This window comes from Burkholderia sp. 3C, from assembly GCF_054589155.1.
Map to the genome: position 1 here is coordinate 28,319 of NZ_BAAILN010000136.1, position 21,000 is coordinate 49,318.

Consider the following 21,000-nt stretch of genomic DNA (forward strand, 5'->3'; position numbering starts at 1 on the left):
AGGCGATCGCCATCTTGATGCTGTTCTTGCGGGCCGAGGTCGAGATCATCTCGCTGCCGCGCCATGCCACCGGCCGCACGTAACCGTCCGCGATGCCGTTGCGTTGCAGCAGCTCGGCCGTCACGGTTTCGATCTGTTCCCGGGAGTAGGGAATCGCGAAATCCATCAACTCGGCCGAGCGGAACAGGCGGTCGGTGTGCGCGCGCAGCTTGAACACGCGCCCGTCATACACGCGCTCGCCTTCGTAGACGCAGCTCGCGTAGTGCAGGCCATGATTGAGGACGTGGATGTTCGCGGATTTCCATTCGACGAACTCGCCGTTCAGCCAGATCCAGCCGTCGCGAAGATCGAATGGCAAAGCTTGGGTCGTGCTCATGCTTCCTCCGTCAAATGCAGCAGTTCGTTCAGTTCGGGCAAGTTCAGGTGCTTCGCTTCGCGCAGCAGCACCTCGGTTTCTTCGTCCGATGCGGGAATCCCGTCGCTCAGGCGCGTGGCGCGGATGCGTTCCTGCGGATCGCCGGCCACCAGCACCTGCTGGCCGTCGCGGGCCGGGGTGGCGCGCACGGCGTCCATCAGGCGGGCGACTTCGCTCTGGAAGCGGGCCGGTTCGATGAAGGCGCCCACATCGATGGCGATCATGAAATGGCCGATCTGGCGGCCCGTGTCGAAGCGGCCGGTGTCGAGGTGTTCGAGTTCGTGGTCGAGCGGCATGCCCGACAGCACGCAGCTCAGGATCTGCACCATCATCGCGAGCCCCTGGCCCTTGTAGCCGCCCAGCGGCGCGAGCGACACGACCTCGTCGGGGCTTTCGGTGTAGTCGCCGTGCTGGTCGAGCACCCACCCGAGCGGCAGCCGGATGCCGTTCTTTCGGTAGTGCTTGATTTGCGAATAGGAGATCTGGCTGGTGGCCATGTCCAGCACGAAGTTCCGGCCTTCGCCCGCCGGCGCCGCAAAGCACACCGGATTGGTGCCGAACATCGGCCGCTTGCCGTTGAACGGCGCCATGCGGGCCGCGGCGCTGGTGGTGACGAGCGCCGCCATGCCGCGCGCCGCGATTTCGCGGCCATAGACGGCCGCCGCGCCGAAGTGATTGGAGTTGCCCACGGCCACCGCGCCGATGCCGTGCTCGGCCGCCAGATCGGCCGCGAGCCGTGCCGCGTGCGTGCCCGCCACGGTGCCGAGCGCGCGGTCGGCGTCGAGCGTGGCGATGCCGCCGCGCCGGCGCAGCACCTTGAACTCGGGCGCGGCGTTGCTGCGGCCTTCGTCGAGTTCGCGCAGGTAGAGCGGCAGCAGCCGCAAGCCGTGCGTATCCACGCCCGTCAGCGAGGTTTCGATCAACGCATGCGCGAACCAGTGCGCATGCTCGGCAGACACGCCGCGGCGCAGCGCGGCCTGGACGCAAATGCTGCGCGCCTTATCGGATTTCAGGTAGTTCACGGGTGGACTCGCGGTGAGGGGGCCGGGGATGGAGCGTGTCGCGTTGCGCGGCGGGCACGATGCGATGAACCGCATGAGCCGGGTGCCGCGCAGGTTTGTGCTCCGCTTGCAGTTCTTTCTCGAAGAAGAAATTCGCCTCGCCGAAGGCCGGCACGAGATCGTCGAGCCAGGTCGCGTGCTCGTCGAACTTGGCGAAGAACGGGCGGCGCACCCAATCGGGGTTTCGCGCCTGCAGGAACTGCAGCGCGAAGACTTTCTCGCCGGCGATGGTGGTGATGCCGTCCACCATCACCTTGCCGGGGAACGCGCTCATCGACGGGCCGCGCACCGTGCGCGACAGCCCCGACACGCGTTGATAGGCCGACTGGAAAATTTCGTAGGCCTTCGCCAGCGGCACCTCGAAGTAGTGGCTCGGCCCGGTATCGCGCTCCACGAACATGTAGTACGGAATCGCGCCCAGGCGCGTGCCGGTGGTCCACAGCTCGACCCAGTCGTCGGGGTTCTCGTTGATGTTGCGGATCAGCGGCGCCTGCATGCGCAGCGTCGCCCCGGAGCCGGTAATGCGCTTGACCGCCTGCTGCGCGATGGGCGAGCGCAGTTCGGCCGGGTGGTTGTAATGGCCCATGATCGCGAGGTTCTTGCCCGACGCCACCACCTTTTCGAACAGGCGCAGCAGGTCGTCCGCATCCTTGTCGGTGACGAAGCGGTGCGGCCAGTACGACACGGATTTGGTGCCGATTCGAATGTTGCGAATGTGTTCCAGCTCCGGGATCAGCAGCGGCTCGATGTAGCTCGCGAGCGAGCGCGTGTTCATGACCAGCGGATCGCCGCCCGTCACCAGCACATCGGTGACCTCGGGGTGACGGCGCAGGTAGGTGACCAGTTCATCGGTTTCCCGGGCATTGAATTTGAATTCCTCCATGCCGACGAATTGCGCCCAGCGAAAGCAGAACGTGCAATAGGCATGACAGGTTTGCCCGGCGCTCGGGAAGAACAGCACGGTTTCCTTGTATTTGTGCTGGATGCCGTGCAGCGGCACGCCGTCGAGCGTCGGCACGTTGTGCGTCATCTGCCCGGCCGGATGCGGATTCATGCGGCGGCGCACGGCCTCGACGCGCGCCTTGAGCGCATCGCCGTTGCCGCTGTCGATCAGGTCGCTCAAGGATGCGTATTCTTCCCTGGACAACATGTCGGGATGCGGAAAGATCATCCGGAACATCGGGTCGTCGGGAATTTTTTCCCAATCGATCAAATCGCGTAATACATATTCGTTGGTGCGGAATGGCAGCACTTGCGAAACCACGCGGAGTGCATCCTGCATTTCGTGCGGCAATCGCTTCCAATAGGAAGACTCGCGAAACAGCTTCGCGGTATATGCCTTGAACTTTTCAGGCTCCAATTTATTTCTCCATCAGCATTAATGTGTTGTTCGCACCGGTAGCTGGATGAGTCGAAAACGTGGTTCTGCGATAAACCGCTGGCGAGCCACGGCAATGACGCAAATTAAAAAGACAACAGTTCTCCCTTCGCTCGATTTCGCGAAAAAAACGACTGGTCCGAATTAGAGTTATCTGATGCCGGCTATTTAGTAAATGAAGCTAAACAACATAAAGAAAAGTCTTGCGCACAACAAGGCACGCCCCTGCTGATGCAGGATTGCGTGCTGGTCGATGAATCGCGTCAGAATCTTTCTTTATTTGTTTTGTTATGGGGCTGCTTTCGTCTTGCCAATTCAGATTGAATTGGATTCAAACATGGTACCTTTGTTTTTGCCGAGAATGCTCAAGAATTGAATGTGGTTTCATTTCGTGACATTTAATCGAAACTAACGGCGCGGTAATGTTCAATTCGGTAAAGCGACGCTCATTTCCCGCAACAGCGAATCGGCATGATCGAGGTGATGCATCACCCACAGCATGTAGCGGATGTCGACGTGAATCGCGCGAGTGGCGGCCGGGTCCAGCAGCCAGCCCGAACTGACGCCTTCCCACGCGCTGTCGAATACCAGCCCCACCAGCTTGCCGTCGCGGTCGAGCGTGGGCGAGCCCGAGTTGCCTCCGGCGATGTCGACATCGGAGAGGAAATCCACCGGGAGTGGGTTCGCGTCGGGGCCGGCCAGGCCGTCGAACGCATGCGCACGGATGGCGGCGAGTTCGGCGGCCGGGGCATTGAACGGCTCGATCCCGGTGGTTTTCTGCACGATGCCGTCGGTGGTGGTGAATGGCGCGTAGTCGACCGCGTCGCGTGGCCGGTAGCCGCGCACCACGCCGAAGCTCACGCGCAGCGAGGCGTTGGCGTCGTGGTAAGCCGGCAGGCCGTGTGCATCGCCGTACGCCGTCAGTGCCTTCATGTAGCCGGCGCGCGCGGTGGCGTCGTCGCTGTCGGCGGCCTGTTCCGCATGTTCGACGGCGATCAGGTCCGGCATCAGCGCACGCATCAGCACGATCCAGCTGTCGTGGCTTGCCGCGAGTTGATCGGGGGTGGCCGACATCGCCGCGATGCGGCTCGATTCGTCGGTCAGCGTGCTGTCGGCGTATAGCGCCTCCACCTTGCCCGCCAGCGCGGCGGCGTCGCTCGCGCCGTCGAGCCAGCGATCGAGCGCGGGCAGATGCTGATCGGCCGGCAGCGTCACATAGCGTTGCAGCACGTAGGCCAGCAATTGCCGATCGACGGCCGGATCGTAGCGGCGGTCGATGCTCCGCTGTTGATCGAGCAGGTTCGCCTCGTCGCGCTGCCGGAAGCCGTCCTCGCGTTCGGTGTCGGGTTTTTGCCGTTCCGCCGCCAGCCGCACGATCCGATACGACGCCTGATAGAGCTGCGTCTGTTGCAGCAGATAGAGCATCAGATGCCGCTCGCGATAGGCGCGGTGCGCCTGGACGAGCCGTGTCAGCGTATCGACCTTGGCTTGCAGTGCCGGGCCGTCGAGCCGGCCGCCGGCCGGTTGCTGCGCAAGCCAGTGGCGCAGGTCGGCTTCCTGCGCGCGACGTATCGCAAGCGCGTCGCCGCGAATCAGCTCGTCGCGCGCGCCCCGATAGAACTTGATCGAATTGTCGAAGCGCGCGACCTGGTGCGCGTACGCCACCGCGACGGCCGGCCTGCGCTGCCCGGCGTCGTCGACGATGCGGTTCATGTCGCCGAGCGTGCGGATCAGCGCGGGGTATTGCCAATCGATCGCATCGCCGAGTTCTTCGGGCAGCCGGTGGCGATCCGTGCGCTTCGGATAGCCGGCGGTCATCACGAAATCGCCGGCCTTCACGCCTTGCGGGTTCAGCGTCAGCCAGTGCTTCGGGCGATACGGCACGTTGTCCTTGGCATAGGTCGCGCTGCTGCCGTCGCGGCCCACGTAGGCGCGCAGGAAACTGAAATCGCCGGTGTGGCGCGGCCACATCCAGTTGTCGACTTCGCCGCCGAACTTGCCGATCGATTGGGGCGGTGCGTACACGAGCCGCACGTCGCGCAATTCCCTTTGGCGTACCAACTGATAGTCGTAGCCGCCGCTGAAGGTTTGCACGACGCACTGATAGCCGGGCGTGGTGCAGTCGCGTTCGAGCCGATCCTTCTCGTTGCGGATCGCGACATAACGCCGATAGCCGTCGCTGCCGGGCGGTACCGCGGCTTCGATGCGGTCGGTCACGTCGGTCACCTGCTCGGTGACGTAAACATGCTGCGTGGGCGCGGCCGCCAATTCGTCGGCCTGCGTGCGGGCCAGGAAGCCGCGCTCGATCAGGTTGCGTTGCGGCGTGGAGTTGTATTGCAGCGCGCCGTAGCCGCAGTGATGGTTGGTGACGATCAGGCCGTCGGGCGAGACGAACGAGGCCGTGCAGGCGCCGAGCCAGACCACGGCATCGAGCGGCCACGCTTGCAGCGAGGCGAGTTGCCGGGGATCGAGCGCGAGCCCGCGCTGCTTCAATTGCGGCGCGAGCGACGGCAATTGAGCGGCTTGCCACATGCCTTCATCGGCGCGCGACACGGTGGCGGCCAGCATCGACAGGGCGACGAACAGGGAGCCGTGCGCGCACGACGGCTTGAAACGCATCTTGAGCCCCGTATCGATACCGGCTGGGTGGCGTGGGGCCCGGCCGGCCCGCACGCGCGGTTGCCGGGCGGCGGCGGACGAGAAAAGCGCGGAGATGAGCGCGTTCAATGGGTGCGGACGAGCAGGTCGGCGGTGACGTCGTCGCAGGTGCACGCGCCGAGCATCGCCATGTCCCGATCGACCTCGTCACGCAGCAGGCGAATCGCGTGTGCCACGCCCGCTTCGCCGGCCACCGCCGAGGCGTAATTGAACGGCCGCCCGACGAACACGAGCCGGGCGCCGAGCGCCAGCGCCTTGAGCACGTCGGCGCCGCGGCGAAACCCGCCGTCGATCATCACGGGGTAGTCGCGGCCCACGGCGCCGACCGTTTCGGCCAGGATGCGCATCGGCGACACCGCGCCATCGAGTTGCCGCCCGCCGTGATTCGACAAAATGATGCCGTCGGCGCCGGCCGCGCGCGCGGCCACCGCGTCGGCCACGCTCAGAATGCCCTTGATGACGAGTTCGCCACGCCACTCGTTGCGGATTCGCTCGAGATACCGCCAGTCGAGGTGATCGCGCGCCGAGAAATCGCGCAGCACATGCGCGGACACAATGGGCGCGCCGCGCGTGGCGAACGAGTTTTCGAAATGCGGCATGCCGTGCGCCAGCAGCGTGCGGGCGAAGGTGCCGGCCAGCCAGCGCGGCCGCACGATGCCGTCACGGAACAAGCGCAGGCTCGGACGCAATGGCGTCGAAAATCCGGTTTTGACATGGTTCTCGCGATTCGCCGGCACGGGGATGTCGACCGTGACGACCAGCGTGCGATAGCCGGCGCGGGCCACGCGTTCGAGCAGCGGCGTGATCCGGCTCGCATCGCCGGGCAGGTAGGCCTGGAACCAGGTATCGGGCGCGGCGGCCGCCACGTCTTCGAGCGGGATCAGCGACGAGCCGCTCAGGACCGACGGGATGCCGGCCCGTTGCGCGGCCCTGGCCAGCACGATGTCGCCGCGATAGGCCGACAGCGCGTGAATGCCCATCGGCGCGATGCCGAACGGCGAGGCGTAGCGGCGGCCGAACAGCTCGATGCCCTGATTGCGGCCGGAAACGTTGCGCAGCACGCGTGTCACGAAGCCGTGCTGCTCGAACGCGATGCGATTGTCGGTGCAAGAACGATTGTCTTCCGTGCCGCCGCTGACATAGCCGAAGATCGGGCGCGGCAGCACGCGGCGCGCGGCTGCTTCGAAGTCATGAAGATTCTGAATGCGCCGCAGAACGCGCGGAGGCCGGGCCGCGCGAGCGGGGGCAGGGCTTTCGTGATCGATGGGCGAGGCAACCGTATTCATCGCAATGCACGTTCAACAGGACTCCATGATTCTAGGTAGGCGGGGGTCCGATAAAAAGCGATAATCCGCCAACACGTTCGTTCGAAAAAAGCGAAGGAAATGGCCACCCCGACTCTCAAGCAACTGGACGCGTTCTATTGGGCCGCAACCTGCGAGAACTTCACGACCGCCGCGCAGCGGTTGCACCTGTCGGTGTCCTCACTGTCGAAGCGCATCAACGAACTGGAACAGGTGGTGGGTGTCAGCCTGTTCGATCGCAGCGGCCATCGCGCCGTGTTGACCGGCGAGGGCGAGAAGCTGATCCCGGGCGTGTTGCGCGTGCTCGAATCGGTCGCCGCCTTGCAGAACACGATCGCGCACGACGAGGGGCTGACGGGGCGCATGCGGTTCGGTGTCGGCGAGCTTTCGGCGATGACATGGTTGCCGCGTTTTATCGCAACGGTGCAGCAACATCACCCGAAGCTCGCGATCGAACCTCATGTGGACGTGGGCGCGATCCTGGAAGAGAAGGTCGATATCGGGGAACTGGATTTCGCTGTGATCGCAGGGCGATCGTCGCGCAGCAGCGTGCTGTCGCAGCCGGTTGGCGAAGCGCAGTTCGCCTGGATGGCCGCCGAGCGTCTGGTCGGAGCGCAGCGCAAGCTGACATCCTCATTGATTTCTCAGCACGCGCTCGTGATCCTGCCGTCGGGCTCCGGCATCACGCGCATTCTCGATGATTGGTTATTGGCGCGCGGCATCAATCACGCGCGCCGGTTGCCGTGCAACAGCTGGAGCGCGGTGGCCGGCATGTTGCGCGAAGGCGTGGGCATCGGCTTCCTGCCGGTCAACTGGGCCGCCGGCCCGTGGGGCGACGAACTCGTGCCGCTGGAAAGCGATCCGCCGCTGGCGCCGCTTCAATATGCGTTCCAATGGCGGCGCGGCGACGTGCGTGGCCTCATTCCGGCGATGCTGGCGCTGGTGCGGCAGCGCGTGGATTTTCACTGATCCGGTTTGCCATCCAGCAACTCGATCAAACCGAACGGCGCGTGCTCCCCGGTGCAACGATCGAGCGTGTCGTGTGCCTGTACCGCCACGGCCTCGCTGCGCGCGAACATCGCCGTTTCGTAAGATGCCAGCGCCGCGTCGAGATCGTCAGGATGCCGGACGATCGCCGCCGCGAGTTCGGCGCCGTCGAGCATCGCCAGGTTCGCCCCGTCGCCCGACGGCGGCATCAGATGCGCGGCGTCGCCAAGCAAGGTCACGCCGGGCACGCGCGGCCAGCGCAGGCCCACCGGCAGCGCGTGCAGCAGGCGGGGCGTCAGCTCCGAATCGGCTGCCGTGATCAGCGTGGTGAGCACCGGCGACCAGCCTTCGAATTCGGCCGCGACCGTTGCGATCGCAGCGGCTTTATCCGTGAAATCGATGGCGGCCATCCACTCGGTGCTTTTCCTCAGTTGTACGTAGGTGTGCAGCACGCCGTTCGCCTCGCGATGCGTGAACAGCCCCTTGTCGGGCACGGATGCGATCATCGCGCCGGCGCCCACCACCCGAGCCGTGGCGGCATGGTGTCGATCCACATCGTACAGATAGGTTTCGACGATGCTTTCGCCCACGTAGGCCGGCTTCACGTCGGTCAGGCAGGCGCGCACTTTCGACCAGGCGCCGTCGGCGCCCACCAGCAACGCGGCGCGGGCCGTCGTGCCGTCCGCGAACGCGAGCTGGCGTGCGCCGCCCTGGAGGGCCGAGATGCCCGTGAGCTTCCTGCCCCAGCGCACCGTGCCGGGCGGCAGCGATGCCAGCAGCACGCGGCGCAGATCGCCGCGCAGCACTTCCGGCCGCCGGCCCTGGCCATCGTCGGGCTGGTCGAGCAGTACCTTGCCCTGCGGATCGAGCACGCGCATGGCCTCCGCGCCCTTGTGCACGATCGCCCAAAACTCCGGTAGCAGGCCGGCGGCGGCCAGCGCGCGTTGCCCGTCGTGTTCGTGAATGTCGAGCTGGCCGCCTTGCGTGCGCGTATCGGCCGACGGATCGGCTTCGTAGACGGTAGCGGCGATGCCGTGCCGGTGCAGCACGCGAGCGAGGATCAGGCCGCCCAGGCCCGCCCCGATGATGGCAATCGATGAGTTCATTCGGATTCCATGACAATTCGACGCTTGCCGCGACCACGGCAATTTCTCTGGAACGTCGTTCCATGATATGGTGGAACATTGTTCCAGTAGTCGTCAAGTCAATGATGAAAAAGAAAGACAGTGCCGGATCACGCCGGGAGGCCTCGCTATCGCGCGAGCGCATCGTGGAAGCATCGATCGAACTGCTCGACGCGCACGGCGAGCGCGGTTTGACGTTTCGCGTGCTGGCCGAGCGGCTGGCCACGGGGCCGGGGGCGATCTACTGGCATGTGGAGAACAAGAGCGAATTGCTGACCGCCGCGTGCGACGCGGTGGTGGCGCGCACGATCGAGGCGACGGCCGGCGCGGCCACGCCGGCCGACGTGATCCGCCAGTTGGCGCTGGCCTTGTTCGATACGTTCGACCGGCACCCGTGGGTCGGCTCGGCGCTCACGGATGCGCCGGGGCAATTGCCGACGGTGCGCATTTTCGAGCGCATCGGCCAGCAGGTGCGCGCGCTCGGCGTCGCGCCCGGTTCGCAGTGGATGATGGCGTCGGCGCTGTTCAGCTATATCGTCGGCATCAGCGGGCAGAATGCCGCGAACGCCGAGATGGCGCGCGAACAGGGCTTCGATCGCGTCACGCTGTTGTCCGAGATGGCGGCCGCCTGGTCGCAACTCGATTCGGATGCCTATCCGTTCGTGCGCAGCATGGCGCCAGGATTGAGCGAGCACGACGACCGGGCCGATTTCATGGCCGGCATCGATCTGATTCTCGGCGGGTTGGGTGCCCCCGCGCCGGCCACTGGCGCGGGGAAGGCGAAAGCGCGGCGCTGAAGCGCGCATCGGTCCGGCGCACCAACCTGCGCCGTCGCGGTGGATATTTGATCGATATGACACGATGTGTCATATAATCCACCAAGAGTCGCTCGGCGATTCGGGCGCTATCCACTGGGGTTCTGATGAAAATTCATTTCGTTGTCCATGAAGCATTCGAAGCGCCCGGCGCTTACGAAACCTGGGTCGTCACGCGCGGTCATACGGCGCGTTATTCGCGCGTCTATCTGGGCGAACCGCTGCCGCAGGACGTTCGGAACATCGATCTGCTGGTCGTGCTCGGCGGCCCGCAATCGCCGTCCACCACGCTGACCGAGTGCCCGCATTTCGATGCCGAGGCCGAGAAGGCGCTGATCCTCGCCTGTACGCAAGCGGGCAAGGCGGTGGTGGGCGTGTGCCTCGGTGCGCAGTTGATGGGCGAGGCGTTCGGCGCGGCCTGCATCGCCAGCCCCGAGAAGGAGATCGGCAAGTATCCGATCACGCTGACGCCCGAAGGCCGCGCGAACCCCAAGTTCGCGCACTTCGGCGACACGCTGGCGGTGGGCCATTGGCACAGCGACATGCCCGGCCTGACCGAGACGGCGGTGGTGCTGGCGGCCAGCGAGGGCTGCCCGCGCCAGATCATCGCGTATGGCCGGCTCGCTTACGGCTTCCAGTGCCACATGGAATTCACGCGCAGCGTGGTGGAGTTGCTGATCGCCGCGACGGGCGACGGATTCGACGCGCTGGCGGCGCACCGCTTCGTTCAGCAACCGGCGCAACTGCGCGCCAACCACTACGACGCGATGAACGACACGCTGTTCGGATTCCTCGACAAATTGGCCGAGGACTATCGCGTGTCGTCGCGCCCGGTAGCGCGAGCCGATTGATTCCCGCGCGCGGTGGCGAACCGCGCAACCCCGCCTTCGGCATTGCCGAGCCGGTATTGGTGCGGCGTCTCGCCGGCGATGCCGCGGAACATGTTGATGAAGACGGACGGCGAGGCGTAGCCCAGCTCCGACGCGATCCGTTTGACGGACTGCCCCGCATCGAGCCGCGCGAGCGCGCGCATGAAGCGGATGCGCTGCTGCCATTCGCCCAGGCCGATGCCGAGATCGGCGAGGCAGCGCCGTTCGAGCGTGCGTTCCGTCACGTTGAAGTGCGCGGCGAGCCACTGGGTCGTCAGCCGCTTGCCCGGCTCCGAATCGATCCGTTGCAGCACGGCCTGCATCAAGTCGGACGACGGCGGCGGCAGATACGCATCCACATGCGTCGAGGCACGGATCTCGTCGAGCGCGACCTGCGCCATGCGCTGTTGCGCGGCCGTTTCCGGCACCCGCACGTCGATGGCCGAGAACGCGTCGAGGATCGCGCGCAGCACCGGGCTGACCGTCATCGCGCAGGCTTGCGCGGGCAGCGCCGACGAGATGTCCTTCGACAAGTAAACGGATCGATAGGACACCGGCATGTCGTTGACCGAAAAATGCTCGACGTTCGGCGGAATCCACACGGCGTAATGCGGCGGCGAGAGAAACGTCCGGCCCGCGATCTCCAGGCGCATCACGCCGCGCGTCAGGTAGTTGAATTGCCCCCAGTCGTGCGCATGCGCATCCCAGATGTCGGGTTCGAGCGCGAGGTGGCGGAAATACAGCCCTTGGGAGAGATCGACGGAGGTGGGGATGGCGACTTTCGGCGGCATGTCGGCTTTTCGCAATCGAATGTCGGGAAACAGGGATATGCCGATAGTACGACAGTCCCTAGAATCGGCGCACCCGACACTCCGATAAATGACCTTCGATGAACTATTTTTTTCCGTTGCTCGCCGCCGTGCTCTGGGGCGGAAACACCGTCGTGACGAAGTTTTGCGCGGCGTCGCTGTCGCCGTTCGAAATCAGTTTCTATCGATGGCTGCTGGCCGTCGTCGCGCTGACGCCGTTCGTGCTGCCCGGCGTGCTGGGCAACTGGCGCACGATTCGCCCCGCGCTGGGCAAGGTGGTGGTGCTCGGCCTGCTGGGCGGCGTGGTGTATCAGGCGATCGCCTATATCGCCGCGCATTACACCAGCGCCACCAACATGGGCATCATCCAGGCGCTGGTGCCGTTGATCGGGCTGGTGCTGGCGATGGCGCTGCTGCGCCACAAGACCGATGCGGCGGCGCTGTGCGGGCTGGCCGTGTCGATCGTCGGCGTGCTGCTGGTGGTGACGAAGGGCTCGCCCGGCATGCTGCTGCGGCAAGGCATCAATCGCGGTGACGCGCTGATGCTGGTGGGCGTGTGCGGCTTCGCGCTGTACGGCACCTTGCTGCACAAATGGAAGCTGAACGTACCCGCCATGCAGTCGGTGTATCTGCAGGCGGTGGTATCGACCGTGGTGTTCGTGCCGCTGTTCGTGGCCGGGCCAAAGCACGACGTGACGGGCATGGACGGGTTCTACATCGCCTACGCGGGCCTGGGCGCGTCGATCGCGGCGCCGCTGTTGTGGATGCTGGGCACGTCGCGATTGGGGGCGGCGCGCGTGTCGCTGTTCTTCAACCTGGTGCCGATCGTCACGGCCTTGCTGGCCGCGGTGTTTCTCGGCGAGGCGATCACCTGGAGCGTTGCGATCGGCGGCGCGCTGGCCATCGCGGGCGTGGTCATGGCGGAACTCACGAAGCTCGCGCGCGTGCCGGCGCAAGGCGCGCCGCAGGGGCAGCGCGGGTAATGGGCGGCTGATGAGCGGCTGATGGGCGGCTGATGAGCGGCGTCAGCCACGCCGCGGCTTGAGGAGGCTTTTCTCTTCGCCCAGCAGTATCCAGCCGGCATCGACGGCATGACGCGGGTTGTCCTCGTGCAGCCACCAGGTGCCGCACACCGCGCATTGATAGTAGGAGACGTTGATCGGCGCCTTGAACAGTGCGCGAAACCGCTTGCGAGGCCCCTTCGGCAACAGTCCGGCGTGAGGGGTGCCGTGGGGACCGGCGCGATGCAATGTTTCGCATGCCTGACAGCGCATGACTTCGGGGGGATTGTCACGGGTGTGACGCATTCGACGGCAACCTGCCTTTAAGCTTGAAAGCTGATTTTCATCGAATAGTAACGTATTACGGCATGCGAAACGATCGATGAAATCGTTTCCGGACGAATGAAAACGATTCCGTCGCATCGAAGCGGGCCAGGTTGCCATGTCGATGCGATGTTCAGCAGTCGCAAGCGCGCAACATCGGCCGCGTTGCGGTGACGTGAGCCGGGCCGCGCATTCGGTGCACCGGGCGTTGCGTCCGGATCGGCCGGTTTCTGCTTGTCCGCCAGGCCCGGCAAGGCTTCCGGCGTCATGAGAGCGGGCCGGCGACAAGGCTGCCGCCACGCCGGACGATAAGTCTGCGGCCCGACTCTATCGCCCCCCGCTTCAAGAAATCGTTAAGCCCGCGCATAGCCGAAATCGCGATAAGCATTCGGGGAATCCTGCTTTGGCGCGTGCAGGCCGGGCCGTAAGCTCGCCTCCCTGACAAAAACGATGCCGCTTCGGCCTACGACATGACCCCGCTCCTTACGCTCCGTTCACGGCTGCGCGTCATCGCGCGCGGCGCGGCTGTCGCCGCGACGCTGTTCGCCTCGCTGCACGCCTCGGCCGACACCACGCTGCTCAACGTGTCCTACGACCCGACGCGCGAGCTGTACGCCGCCTACGACAAGCTGTTCTCCGCCTGGTATCAGCAGACGGCGCACACGGCCGTGACGGTGCGCACCACCAACGGCGGTTCGGGCGCGCAGGCGCGGCAGGTGCTGAACGGTCAGCAGGCCGACGTGGTCACGCTCGGCATCGCCTCCGACATCGACGCGCTGGCGGCCCACAAGCTGCTGCGGCCCGACTGGCAAAAGCAGCTCGCGAATCGCAGCACGCCCTACACGTCGACCATCGTGTTCCTGGTGCGGGCCGGCAACCCGAAGGGCATTCACGACTGGAACGATCTGGCGCGGCCGGGCGTGGGCGTCGTCACGCCGAACCCGAAGACCTCGAGCGGCGCGCGCTGGAACTACCTGGCGGCCTGGGCCTACGCGATCCAGCAGCCGGGCGGCAACGAGGCCAGCGCGAAGGCGTTCGAGAAGGCGCTGTACCAGAACGTGAAGGTGCTCGATTCGGGCGCGCGCGGCGCGACCAACTCGTTCGTCGAGCGCGGCATCGGCGACGTGCTGGTGGCCTGGGAAGACGACGCGCTGCTGGCCGTCAACAAGCTGGTGCCCGGCAAGTACCAGGTGGTGGTGCCGTCGATCAGCATCCGCTGCGAGCCGCCCGTGGCGGTGGTCGATTCGGTGGTGGACCGCCGCGGCACGCGCGCCGTCGCGCAGGCCTACCTCGAACACCTGTATTCGCCGCAAGCGCAGGCGCTGATTGCTCAGAACTACTATCGTCCGGCCGACCCGGCGGTGGCGGCCCGCTTCGCCAAGAGCTTCCCGGCGATCAAGCTGGTGGACATCGACAACCCGATGTTCGGCGGCTGGCACGACGCGCAGGCCAAGCACTTCGGCGACGGCGGCGTGTTCGACCAGATCTTCCAGCCGAAGTAAGTCATGGCGGCCCGTTCCCTTTCGTCCTGGCCCGGCGCCTGGCGGCGGCCCAGCCCGCTGCCGGGCTTCGGCCTCGGGCTCGGTTATGCGCTGTGCTGGCTCGGCGTGATCGTGCTGTTGCCGTTCTCGGTGCTGTTGCTGCGTGCCGGCGCGGGCGGCTGGAGCGGCTTCGCGGCGGCGGTCTGGACGCCGCGCCTGCTCGCGTCGTACCGGCTGACGTTCGGCACCGCGTTCATCGCGGCCGCGATCAACGCGCTGTTCGGCTTCGTGGTGGCGTGGATGCTGACGCGCTACCGGTTTCCGGGCCGGCGCTGGCTCGATGCATTGATCGACCTGCCGTTCGCACTGCCCACCTCCGTGGCCGGCATCACGCTGGCGATGCTGTTCGGCCCGAACGGCGCGATCGGCGGCTGGTTCGCCGCGCACGGCGTGGAGCTGGCGTTCAACGCCAACGGCATCGTGATCGCGCTGGCCTTCGTCGGCCTGCCGTTCGTGGTGCGCACGCTGCAGCCCGTGATCGAGGAGATGGGCCGCGAGGAAGAGGAGGCGGCCGGCATGCTCGGGGCGTCGCGGGTGGCGACGTTCCGGCGCGTGATCTGGCCGGCGCTGCGGCCCGCGTTGCTGACGGGCTTCGGCCTGGCGTTCGCGCGCGGCGTGGGCGAATACGGTTCGGTGATCTTCATCGCCGGCAACCGGCCGTTCGTGTCGGAAATCACCTCGTTGCTGGTAGTCACCAAGCTGGAGCAGTTCGACTTCGACGGCGCGGCATCGATCGCGGTCGCGATGCTGGCGGTATCGTTCGCTGTCCTGATGGCGATCAACCTGCTGCAACGCAGGCTGGAGCCGCGTTCGGGCGGCCGGAGGCGCAGCGCATGAGCAGCCTGCCATCGCGCCCGGCCCCGGCATCTCCGCCGGGCTTGCCCGCCACGCGTTCGGCGCGCGTGGGCAGCGCCGCGCTGACCACCGAGCCGCCGTGGCTGCGGCGCCTGATCATCGCAACCGGCGTGCTGTTTCTCTCGGTGCTGCTGATTTTTCCGGTCGCGTCGATCTTCATCGCCGCGTTCAGCGCCGGGCTGCGGGCATTTTTCGATGCGTTGCGCGACCCCGACGCGATCTCGGCGATCCGCCTGACTTGCATCGTCGCGTTGATCTCGGTGCCGCTCAACACGGTGTTCGGTTTCGCCGTGGCGTGGGTGGTGGCGCGCTTCGACTTCGTCGGCAAGAGCCTGCTGAAGACCGTGATCGACTTGCCGTTCTCGGTGTCGCCGGTGATCGCCGGGCTGCTGTTCATGCTGGTGTTCGGCGCGCAGGGGCCGTTCTGGGGCTGGCTGCAGGATCATCACGTCGATATCGTGTTCGCGCTGCCGGGCCTCGTGCTGGCCACCACGTTCGTGACGTTTTCGTTCGTTGCGCGCGAGCTGATTCCGCTGATGGAGGCGCAGGGCTCGGACGAGGAGGAGGCCGCGCTGGTGCTCGGCGCGTCGGCGTTCCAGATGTTCTGGCGCGTGACGCTGCCGCGCGTGCGCTGGGGCCTGCTGTATGGCGTGGTGATCACCAATGCGCGGGCGATGGGCGAGTTCGGCGCGGTGTCGGTGGTGTCGGGGCATGTGCCCGGCGTGACCAACACGTTGCCGCTTTACGTGCAGGTGATGTACGACGGCTACCAGTTCGCGGGCGCGTTCGCGGCGGCCAGCCTGCTGGCGCTCGCCGCGATGGCGACGCTGGCGTTCAAGAGCCTGCTGGAGCGGCGGCTGCGCCGCCACTGAGCAGGCGCGGAGCGCATCACTTGTCGACGGTCTGCTGGAACTGCGCGGGATAGCGGTCGCCCGCGATCTTGACGGCGGCCAGCGCGGTTTCGATGGCGCGCAGGTCGTCGGTGGTCAGCACGACTTGCGCGGCGCCGAGGTTCTCTTCGAGCCGCGCTATTTTCGTGGTGCCCGGAATCGGCACGATCCACGGTTTCTGCGCGAGCAGCCAGGCCAGGGCGATTTGTGCGCGCGTCGCGCCTTGCTCGTTCGCGATGGCGCCGAGCACGTCCACCAGTTGCGCGTTGGCGCGGCGATTCTCTTCCGAGAAGCGCGGCACGACGTTGCGGAAGTCGTTCTGGGCGAAGGTGGTGCCCGCATCGATCGCGCCGGTCAGGAAGCCCTTGCCGAGCGGGCTGAACGGCACGAAGCCGATGCCCAGCTCCTCGAGCGTCGCGAACAGCTTCTGCTCGGGCTCGCGCCACCACAGCGAATACTCGCTCTGGATCGCGGCTACCGGCTGCACGGCGTGGGCGCGGCGAATGGTTTGCGCGCCGGCTTCGGACAAGCCGAAATGCTTGACCTTGCCTTCGGCGATCAGGTCCCTCACCGTGCCGGCCACGTCCTCGATGGGGACGTTCGGATCCACGCGGTGCTGATAGAACAGATCGATGCGGTCCGTGTTCAGACGCTTCAATGCGGCTTCGGCCACGGCGCGGATGTTTTCCGGGCGGCTGTCGAGGCCGGTGGCCACTTCGCCGTTCTTGAAGCCGAACTTGGTTGCAATCGCAACCTGATCGCGAAATGGCGCGAGCGCCTCGCCGAGCAGGGTTTCGTTGACGAACGGCCCGTAGGCTTCGGCGGTGTCGAAAAACGTGACGCCGCGCTCGAAGGCATCGTGGATCAGCGCGATGCTCGCGGCTTTTTCGGTGGCCGGCCCGTAGCCGAAGCTCAAGCCCATGCAGCCGAGGCCGATCGCGGATACGGTCAGGCCGCTGTTGCCGAGTTGACGTGATTGCATGTGGTTCTCCTGAATGCGGGCGATGGGGCGTGCGCCGTCATCGAATTGATCAGGAGGACAGTGTATTTTCCGGAGCCGCGCTCAACAATCCGCCTGAAGCGGCATGAGGCTTTGAGAAAAACTCATGAATGCGGAGAATCGGGCTCGGCGTGCCCGGCCGGCTTGCCACGATCGTTCGCGAGCAGGCCGGCATAGAAATCGATGAACGCGCGCACCTTCGACGAGACGGTTTTCTTGCGTGGATAAACGGCCCAGACAGCCGGCGCGGCGTTTTTCAGGCGGGCTTCCCATCCCGGCAGCAGCGCGACCAGCCGGCCGTCGTCGAGCGCCTGCTCGCAGGCCCAGGCCGGCAGCAAGGCGATGCCGCAGCCGCGAAGGGCGAGGTCGAACAGGGCATCGGTATCGTTGACGCGCAGCCGGCCCTTGAGCGTCACGGGCACGGCCGGCACGGTTCGAGCCGCCCGCGTGTCGACGAACAGCCAGCGGTCGTCGGCCGCCAGCGCGAAGCGCAGCACCGTGTGGCGCGCGAGTTCGGCCGGGCCGGACGGCTCGCCGTGCTCGGCAAGGTAGGCCGGGCTCGCGCAGGCAAGACGGCGGTGGGACGTCAGTTGCCGCGCCATCAGTTCCGAATCGGGCAGCGCGCCGATGCGGATCGCCAGATCGAAGCCGGCATCGACCAGGTTGACGATCTCGTCGCGCATGTCGATATCCACGTCGATCTTCGGGAAGCGGGCCATGAACGCGGGCAGGTGCGGCACGATGTGCCTGCGGCCGAACGCGGCCGGCATGGTGATGCGCAACACGCCGCGCGGCGAGCGGTTCAGCGAGGACGTGACCTCGCGGGCTTCGTCGAGGCTGCGGATCACGCCGCTCGCCTGCTGGCGGAACACCCGCCCGCCTTCGGTCAGCACCAGGCCGCGCGTCGAGCGGTTGAACAGCGCGATGCCGAGGTCGTGTTCCAGTTCGGTGATGTGACGCGACACGGTGGATGTCTTCACGCCGAGGCGCGCGGCGGCCTGGCTGAAGCTGCCGTATTCCGCGGCGTGGAGAAACGACCGGATGCCGGCGAAGTAATCCATGACGGAAGCGGGGGGCGGGTTCGAAAGGAGGCCGGGGAAGGCCCGGCGCCTGGCCGATTGTAGGCGAAACCGGCAGGCCCGGTTATCCCTTTCATGCAAAGCTGATGTCCCCTTTGCGCCATTCCGGCCAAGCGGCGGCGTGCCTACAGTGATGTCGTGGCTTCGCACCGGGCGAGGCCCTTCGATGAATCGCTCAGGAGGACATCATGTTGGACAAGACGAGATTGCCGGCGCTGCCGGCGGACGACGACGCGATCGTTCGGGATGCACAGTATTTCGAGTACACCTCTTCCGCGAACCCGATCGGCGCGAAGCTGATTTCGCGCGTGCCGTATCGCACGTTCCCCTCGTCGCTGTACGACGACGGCCCGACGCGGATCGTGCCGCTCGATCTCTCGGCCGAGCTGGCTTGCGAGGTGCCGGCGACCGGCCCGAGCCTGCTGGGCCATTTCGTGCGCATCGTGGCCGGGGAGACGATCGCAGTGAACCCGAACGCGACGTCGCAGGTGTTCTACGTGCTGGAGGGATCGGGCACGGTCTCGCAGGAGCACACGGCATTTGCATTCGGCGCGGGCGACTTCTTCGCGATGCCGGGCGGCAGCGCGGTGGAACTGGCCGCCGATTCGACGGCGCGCCTCTATTACGTGAACGATGGCCCGCTGCTCGCCTATCTGGGCGCGGCCGTCTCGCAGCAGCGCTTCGCGCCCACGGTCTACCCGGCGGCCACCGCTCGCGACGAACTGGAAAAGGTGGCCGGCTTGCCGGGCGCGGCCCAGCGCAATCGCGTCAGCGTGTTGCTCGGCAACCGGCATTTCCCGCAAACGCGCACCGTGACGCACACGATGTGGGCGATGTTCGGCATCGTGCCGGCGAAGGCCGTGCAGAAGCCGCACCGCCATCAGTCGATCGCGCTCGATTTCATCCCGGCGTGCGAGCCGGGCGTCTATACGCTGGTGGGCACCGAAGTGGACGATAACGGCCAGATCATCGACCCGGTGCGCGTGGACTGGACGCCCGGGATGGCGTTCGTCACGCCGCCCGGGTATTGGCACGCGCACTACAACGAATCGGATGCGCCGGCTTTCGTCATCCCGCTGCAGGACGCAGGCCTGCAGACCTACCTGCGCGCGCTGGACATTCGCTTCGCGCGCTGACTCACGACGGCCCGGCCATGCGGCGCATTCGCCTGGTCGGGCGCGCCGTCAGGCGGTCGTCGCCGCCCGCACGGGCTGGCCGCCTCGCGCCGGCTGCCCGTTCGCCACGAAGTAGCTGGCGGTGGAGCGCGCGAGCGGCTGGCGCCCGCGAATCCGGTCGGCGATCTTCTCGGCAATCATGATGGTCGGCGCGTTCAGGTTGCCGGTGGTGATGATCGGCATGATCGATGCATCCACCACGCGCAGCCCATCGAGGCCGTGCACGCGGCCCTCGTTGTCGACCACGGCCATGTCGTCGTAGCCCATCTTGTTCGAGCAGGACGGATGGAACGCCGTTTCGGCGCGCTGGCGCACGAAGGCATCGAGTTCGGCATCGCTCTGGAGCTTCGCGCCGGGGTGCAGTTCGTCGCCGCGAAAGCGATCGAGCGCGGGCTGCCGCATGATCTCGCGCGTGGCGCGGATGCCGTCGCGGAACTCGCGCCAGTCGAGCGCGTGCGACATGTAGTTGAACAGAATGCTCGGATGCGCGTTCGGATCGCGCGAGGTCAGCTTCACGCGGCCTCGGCTCGGCGAGCGCATCGAGCCGACGTGCGCCTGGAAGCCGTGCATTTCAATCGCGTTCGAGCCGTTGTAATTGATCGCGACCGGTAGAAAGTGGTACTGAATATTCGGCCAGAGGTCATCGTCGCGGGTGCGGATGAAGCCGCCCGCCTCGAAGTGATTGCTTGCGCCGATGCCGGTGCCCTTCAGCATCCATTCGAGGCCGATCTTCGGCTGGTTCCACCATTTCAGCGCGGGGTAGAGCGATACCGGCTCCTTGCAGGCGTACTGGATATACATCTCCAGGTGATCCTGCAGGTTCTGGCCGACGCCGGGCAGATCGAGCACGACGGGAATCTCCAGTTCCTTCAGCCACGCGCTCGGGCCGACGCCCGAGCGTTGCAGCAATTGCGGCGAGGCGATCGCGCCGCTGCACACCAGCACTTCGCGGCGCGCGTGCGCGGTGACGGCCCGGCCGTTGCGCAGGTAGGCCACGCCCGAGGCGCGCTTGCCGGAGAACAGGATCCGGTCGGCCAGCGCGTGCGTGACGATCTCCAGATTCGGGCGCGGGCGCGCCTGATCGAGATAGCCGCGTGCCGTAGAGGCTCGGCGGCCGTTCGGCGTGACGAAGCGGTCCATCGGGCCGAAGCCTTCCTGCTGATAGCCGTTCAGGTCCTCGGTGCGCGGGTAGCCGGCCTGCACGCCGGCCTCGACCATCGCCTCGAACAGCGGGTTCGCGCCGGGCTTGCTGGTGGTGACCGACACCGGGCCGTCGCCGCCGTGGTAATCGTTGGGGCCGGCGTCGCGTGTCTCGGCCTTGCGGAAGTAGGGCAGGCAGTCGAGATACGTCCAGTTTTCCAGGCCCTGGTGCGTGGCCCAGTTGTCGTAATCGAGCGCATTGCCGCGGATGTAGCACATGCCGTTGATCAGCGACGAGCCGCCGAGCCCCTTGCCGCGCCCGCATTCCATGCGGCGGTTGTCCATGTGCGGTTCGGGGTCGGTTTCGTAGGCCCAGTTGTAGCGGCGGCCTTGCAGCGGGAACGCGAGCGCCGCCGGCATCTGCGTGCGGAAATCGAAGCGGTAGTCGGGGCCGCCCGCCTCCAGCAGCAGCACGCTCACGTCGGCGTCCTCGGTCAGCCGCGTGGCCAGCACGTTGCCGGCCGAGCCGGCGCCGCAGATGATGTAGTCGTATTCGCGTGGGGTCATGGCTTGGC

At 66.3% G+C, this 21,000-nt stretch carries 20 protein-coding genes; 8 read left to right on the forward strand and 12 right to left on the reverse strand.

Going from position 1 to position 21,000, the window contains the following annotated elements; translation table 11 throughout:
- The 5 genes from ACYP33_RS28175 to ACYP33_RS28195 all read right to left on the reverse strand — a co-directional run.
- Positions 1-376 (reverse strand): aminotransferase class IV (locus tag ACYP33_RS28175; RefSeq protein ID WP_459624704.1); only part of this gene is annotated, 376 nt, incomplete at its 3' end.
- Positions 373-1,437 carry an Ldh family oxidoreductase gene (locus tag ACYP33_RS28180; RefSeq protein WP_414441272.1) on the reverse strand — a complete coding sequence of 355 codons (1,065 nt, stop codon included), beginning with the start codon at positions 1,435-1,437 and terminating at the stop codon, positions 373-375. The genes ACYP33_RS28180 and ACYP33_RS28175, both read right to left, overlap by 4 nt.
- Positions 1,415-2,758 carry a KamA family radical SAM protein gene (locus ACYP33_RS28185; protein ID WP_459624705.1) on the reverse strand — a complete coding sequence of 448 codons (1,344 nt, stop codon included), beginning with the start codon at positions 2,756-2,758 and terminating at the stop codon, positions 1,415-1,417. The genes ACYP33_RS28180 and ACYP33_RS28185 overlap by 23 nt, the downstream gene beginning before the upstream one ends.
- 522 nt (positions 2,759-3,280) lie before the next feature.
- Entirely contained in the window at positions 3,281-5,473 is a 2,193-nt protein-coding gene (locus ACYP33_RS28190) for a S46 family peptidase (RefSeq protein ID WP_459624706.1), read from the reverse strand.
- A gap of 104 nt (positions 5,474-5,577) precedes the next feature.
- Positions 5,578-6,798 carry an alpha-hydroxy acid oxidase gene (locus ACYP33_RS28195; protein ID WP_459624707.1) on the reverse strand — a complete coding sequence of 407 codons (1,221 nt, stop codon included), beginning with the start codon at positions 6,796-6,798 and terminating at the stop codon, positions 5,578-5,580.
- A 99-nt stretch (positions 6,799-6,897) separates the two neighbouring features.
- Between ACYP33_RS28195 and ACYP33_RS28200 the strand changes: the two genes are divergently transcribed.
- Positions 6,898-7,785, forward strand: a complete 888-nt coding sequence (locus ACYP33_RS28200) for a LysR family transcriptional regulator (protein WP_414448175.1) — start codon at positions 6,898-6,900, stop codon at positions 7,783-7,785.
- On the opposite strand, the gene ACYP33_RS28205 is transcribed toward ACYP33_RS28200, so the two are convergent.
- Positions 7,779-8,909: an FAD-dependent oxidoreductase gene (locus ACYP33_RS28205; protein WP_459624708.1), complete on the reverse strand. Its 1,131-nt coding sequence runs from the start codon at positions 8,907-8,909 to the stop codon at positions 7,779-7,781. The two genes, ACYP33_RS28200 and ACYP33_RS28205, sit on opposite strands and share 7 nt — an antisense overlap.
- Positions 8,910-9,073: 164 nt before the next feature.
- Here ACYP33_RS28205 and ACYP33_RS28210 point away from each other — a divergent pair, with 164 nt between their 5' ends.
- Together ACYP33_RS28210 and ACYP33_RS28215 are read left to right on the forward strand one after the other, a co-directional pair.
- Complete coding sequence (locus ACYP33_RS28210; protein WP_459624709.1) at positions 9,074-9,724, forward strand: TetR/AcrR family transcriptional regulator; 651 nt, start codon at positions 9,074-9,076, stop codon at positions 9,722-9,724.
- Positions 9,725-9,849: 125 nt separating this feature from the next.
- Positions 9,850-10,593: a glutamine amidotransferase-related protein gene (locus ACYP33_RS28215; protein WP_459624710.1), complete on the forward strand. Its 744-nt coding sequence runs from the start codon at positions 9,850-9,852 to the stop codon at positions 10,591-10,593.
- Here the strand turns inward: ACYP33_RS28215 and ACYP33_RS28220 are convergent.
- Positions 10,554-11,402 (reverse strand): AraC family transcriptional regulator, encoded by an 849-nt coding sequence (locus ACYP33_RS28220; RefSeq protein WP_459624711.1) that lies wholly within the window; start codon positions 11,400-11,402, stop codon positions 10,554-10,556. The two genes, ACYP33_RS28215 and ACYP33_RS28220, sit on opposite strands and share 40 nt — an antisense overlap.
- A 98-nt stretch (positions 11,403-11,500) precedes the next feature.
- Here ACYP33_RS28220 and ACYP33_RS28225 point away from each other — a divergent pair, with 98 nt between their 5' ends.
- The gene (locus ACYP33_RS28225; protein WP_459624712.1) at positions 11,501-12,403 is read left to right on the forward strand and encodes a DMT family transporter; all 903 of its coding nucleotides are present in this window, start codon (positions 11,501-11,503) and stop codon (positions 12,401-12,403) included.
- Positions 12,404-12,445: 42 nt separating this feature from the next.
- Here the strand turns inward: ACYP33_RS28225 and ACYP33_RS28230 are convergent, their stop codons facing one another.
- Both ACYP33_RS28230 and ACYP33_RS28235 read right to left on the reverse strand, forming a co-directional pair.
- Positions 12,446-12,727: a hypothetical protein gene (locus ACYP33_RS28230; RefSeq protein WP_414448169.1), complete on the reverse strand. Its 282-nt coding sequence runs from the start codon at positions 12,725-12,727 to the stop codon at positions 12,446-12,448.
- Positions 12,728-12,744: 17 nt separating this feature from the next.
- On the reverse strand, positions 12,745-13,014 hold the full coding sequence (locus tag ACYP33_RS28235) for a hypothetical protein (protein ID WP_459624713.1): 270 nt from the start codon (positions 13,012-13,014) through the stop codon (positions 12,745-12,747).
- 201 nt (positions 13,015-13,215) lie between these two features.
- Between ACYP33_RS28235 and ACYP33_RS28240 the strand changes: the two genes are divergently transcribed.
- The 3 genes from ACYP33_RS28240 to cysW are packed head-to-tail and all read left to right on the forward strand — an operon-like array spanning position 13,216 to position 16,013.
- Positions 13,216-14,247, forward strand: a complete 1,032-nt coding sequence (locus ACYP33_RS28240) for a sulfate ABC transporter substrate-binding protein (RefSeq protein ID WP_459624714.1) — start codon at positions 13,216-13,218, stop codon at positions 14,245-14,247.
- Positions 14,248-14,250: 3 nt separating this feature from the next.
- Positions 14,251-15,123, forward strand: coding sequence for a sulfate ABC transporter permease subunit CysT (cysT, locus tag ACYP33_RS28245; RefSeq protein WP_459624715.1), 873 nt, complete (start codon positions 14,251-14,253; stop codon positions 15,121-15,123).
- A complete protein-coding gene (gene cysW, locus ACYP33_RS28250; protein ID WP_459624716.1) occupies positions 15,120-16,013 on the forward strand; it encodes a sulfate ABC transporter permease subunit CysW in 894 nt (297 codons plus the stop codon). Before cysT ends, cysW begins: the two co-directional genes overlap by 4 nt.
- A gap of 16 nt (positions 16,014-16,029) precedes the next feature.
- Here cysW and ACYP33_RS28255 read toward each other — a convergent pair whose 3' ends face one another.
- Both ACYP33_RS28255 and ACYP33_RS28260 read right to left on the reverse strand, forming a co-directional pair.
- On the reverse strand, positions 16,030-17,013 hold the full coding sequence (locus ACYP33_RS28255; protein WP_459624717.1) for an aldo/keto reductase: 984 nt from the start codon (positions 17,011-17,013) through the stop codon (positions 16,030-16,032).
- A 122-nt stretch (positions 17,014-17,135) separates the two neighbouring features.
- Complete coding sequence (locus ACYP33_RS28260) at positions 17,136-18,092, reverse strand: LysR family transcriptional regulator (RefSeq protein WP_459624718.1); 957 nt, start codon at positions 18,090-18,092, stop codon at positions 17,136-17,138.
- Between the two features lie 206 nt (positions 18,093-18,298).
- Between ACYP33_RS28260 and ACYP33_RS28265 the strand changes: the two genes are divergently transcribed.
- Positions 18,299-19,246 carry a cupin gene (locus tag ACYP33_RS28265; RefSeq protein ID WP_459624719.1) on the forward strand — a complete coding sequence of 316 codons (948 nt, stop codon included), beginning with the start codon at positions 18,299-18,301 and terminating at the stop codon, positions 19,244-19,246.
- A 48-nt stretch (positions 19,247-19,294) separates the two neighbouring features.
- Here ACYP33_RS28265 and betA read toward each other — a convergent pair whose 3' ends face one another.
- The gene (betA, locus tag ACYP33_RS28270; RefSeq protein ID WP_459624720.1) at positions 19,295-20,992 is read right to left on the reverse strand and encodes a choline dehydrogenase; all 1,698 of its coding nucleotides are present in this window, start codon (positions 20,990-20,992) and stop codon (positions 19,295-19,297) included.
- Positions 20,993-21,000: the final 8 nt, after the last annotated feature.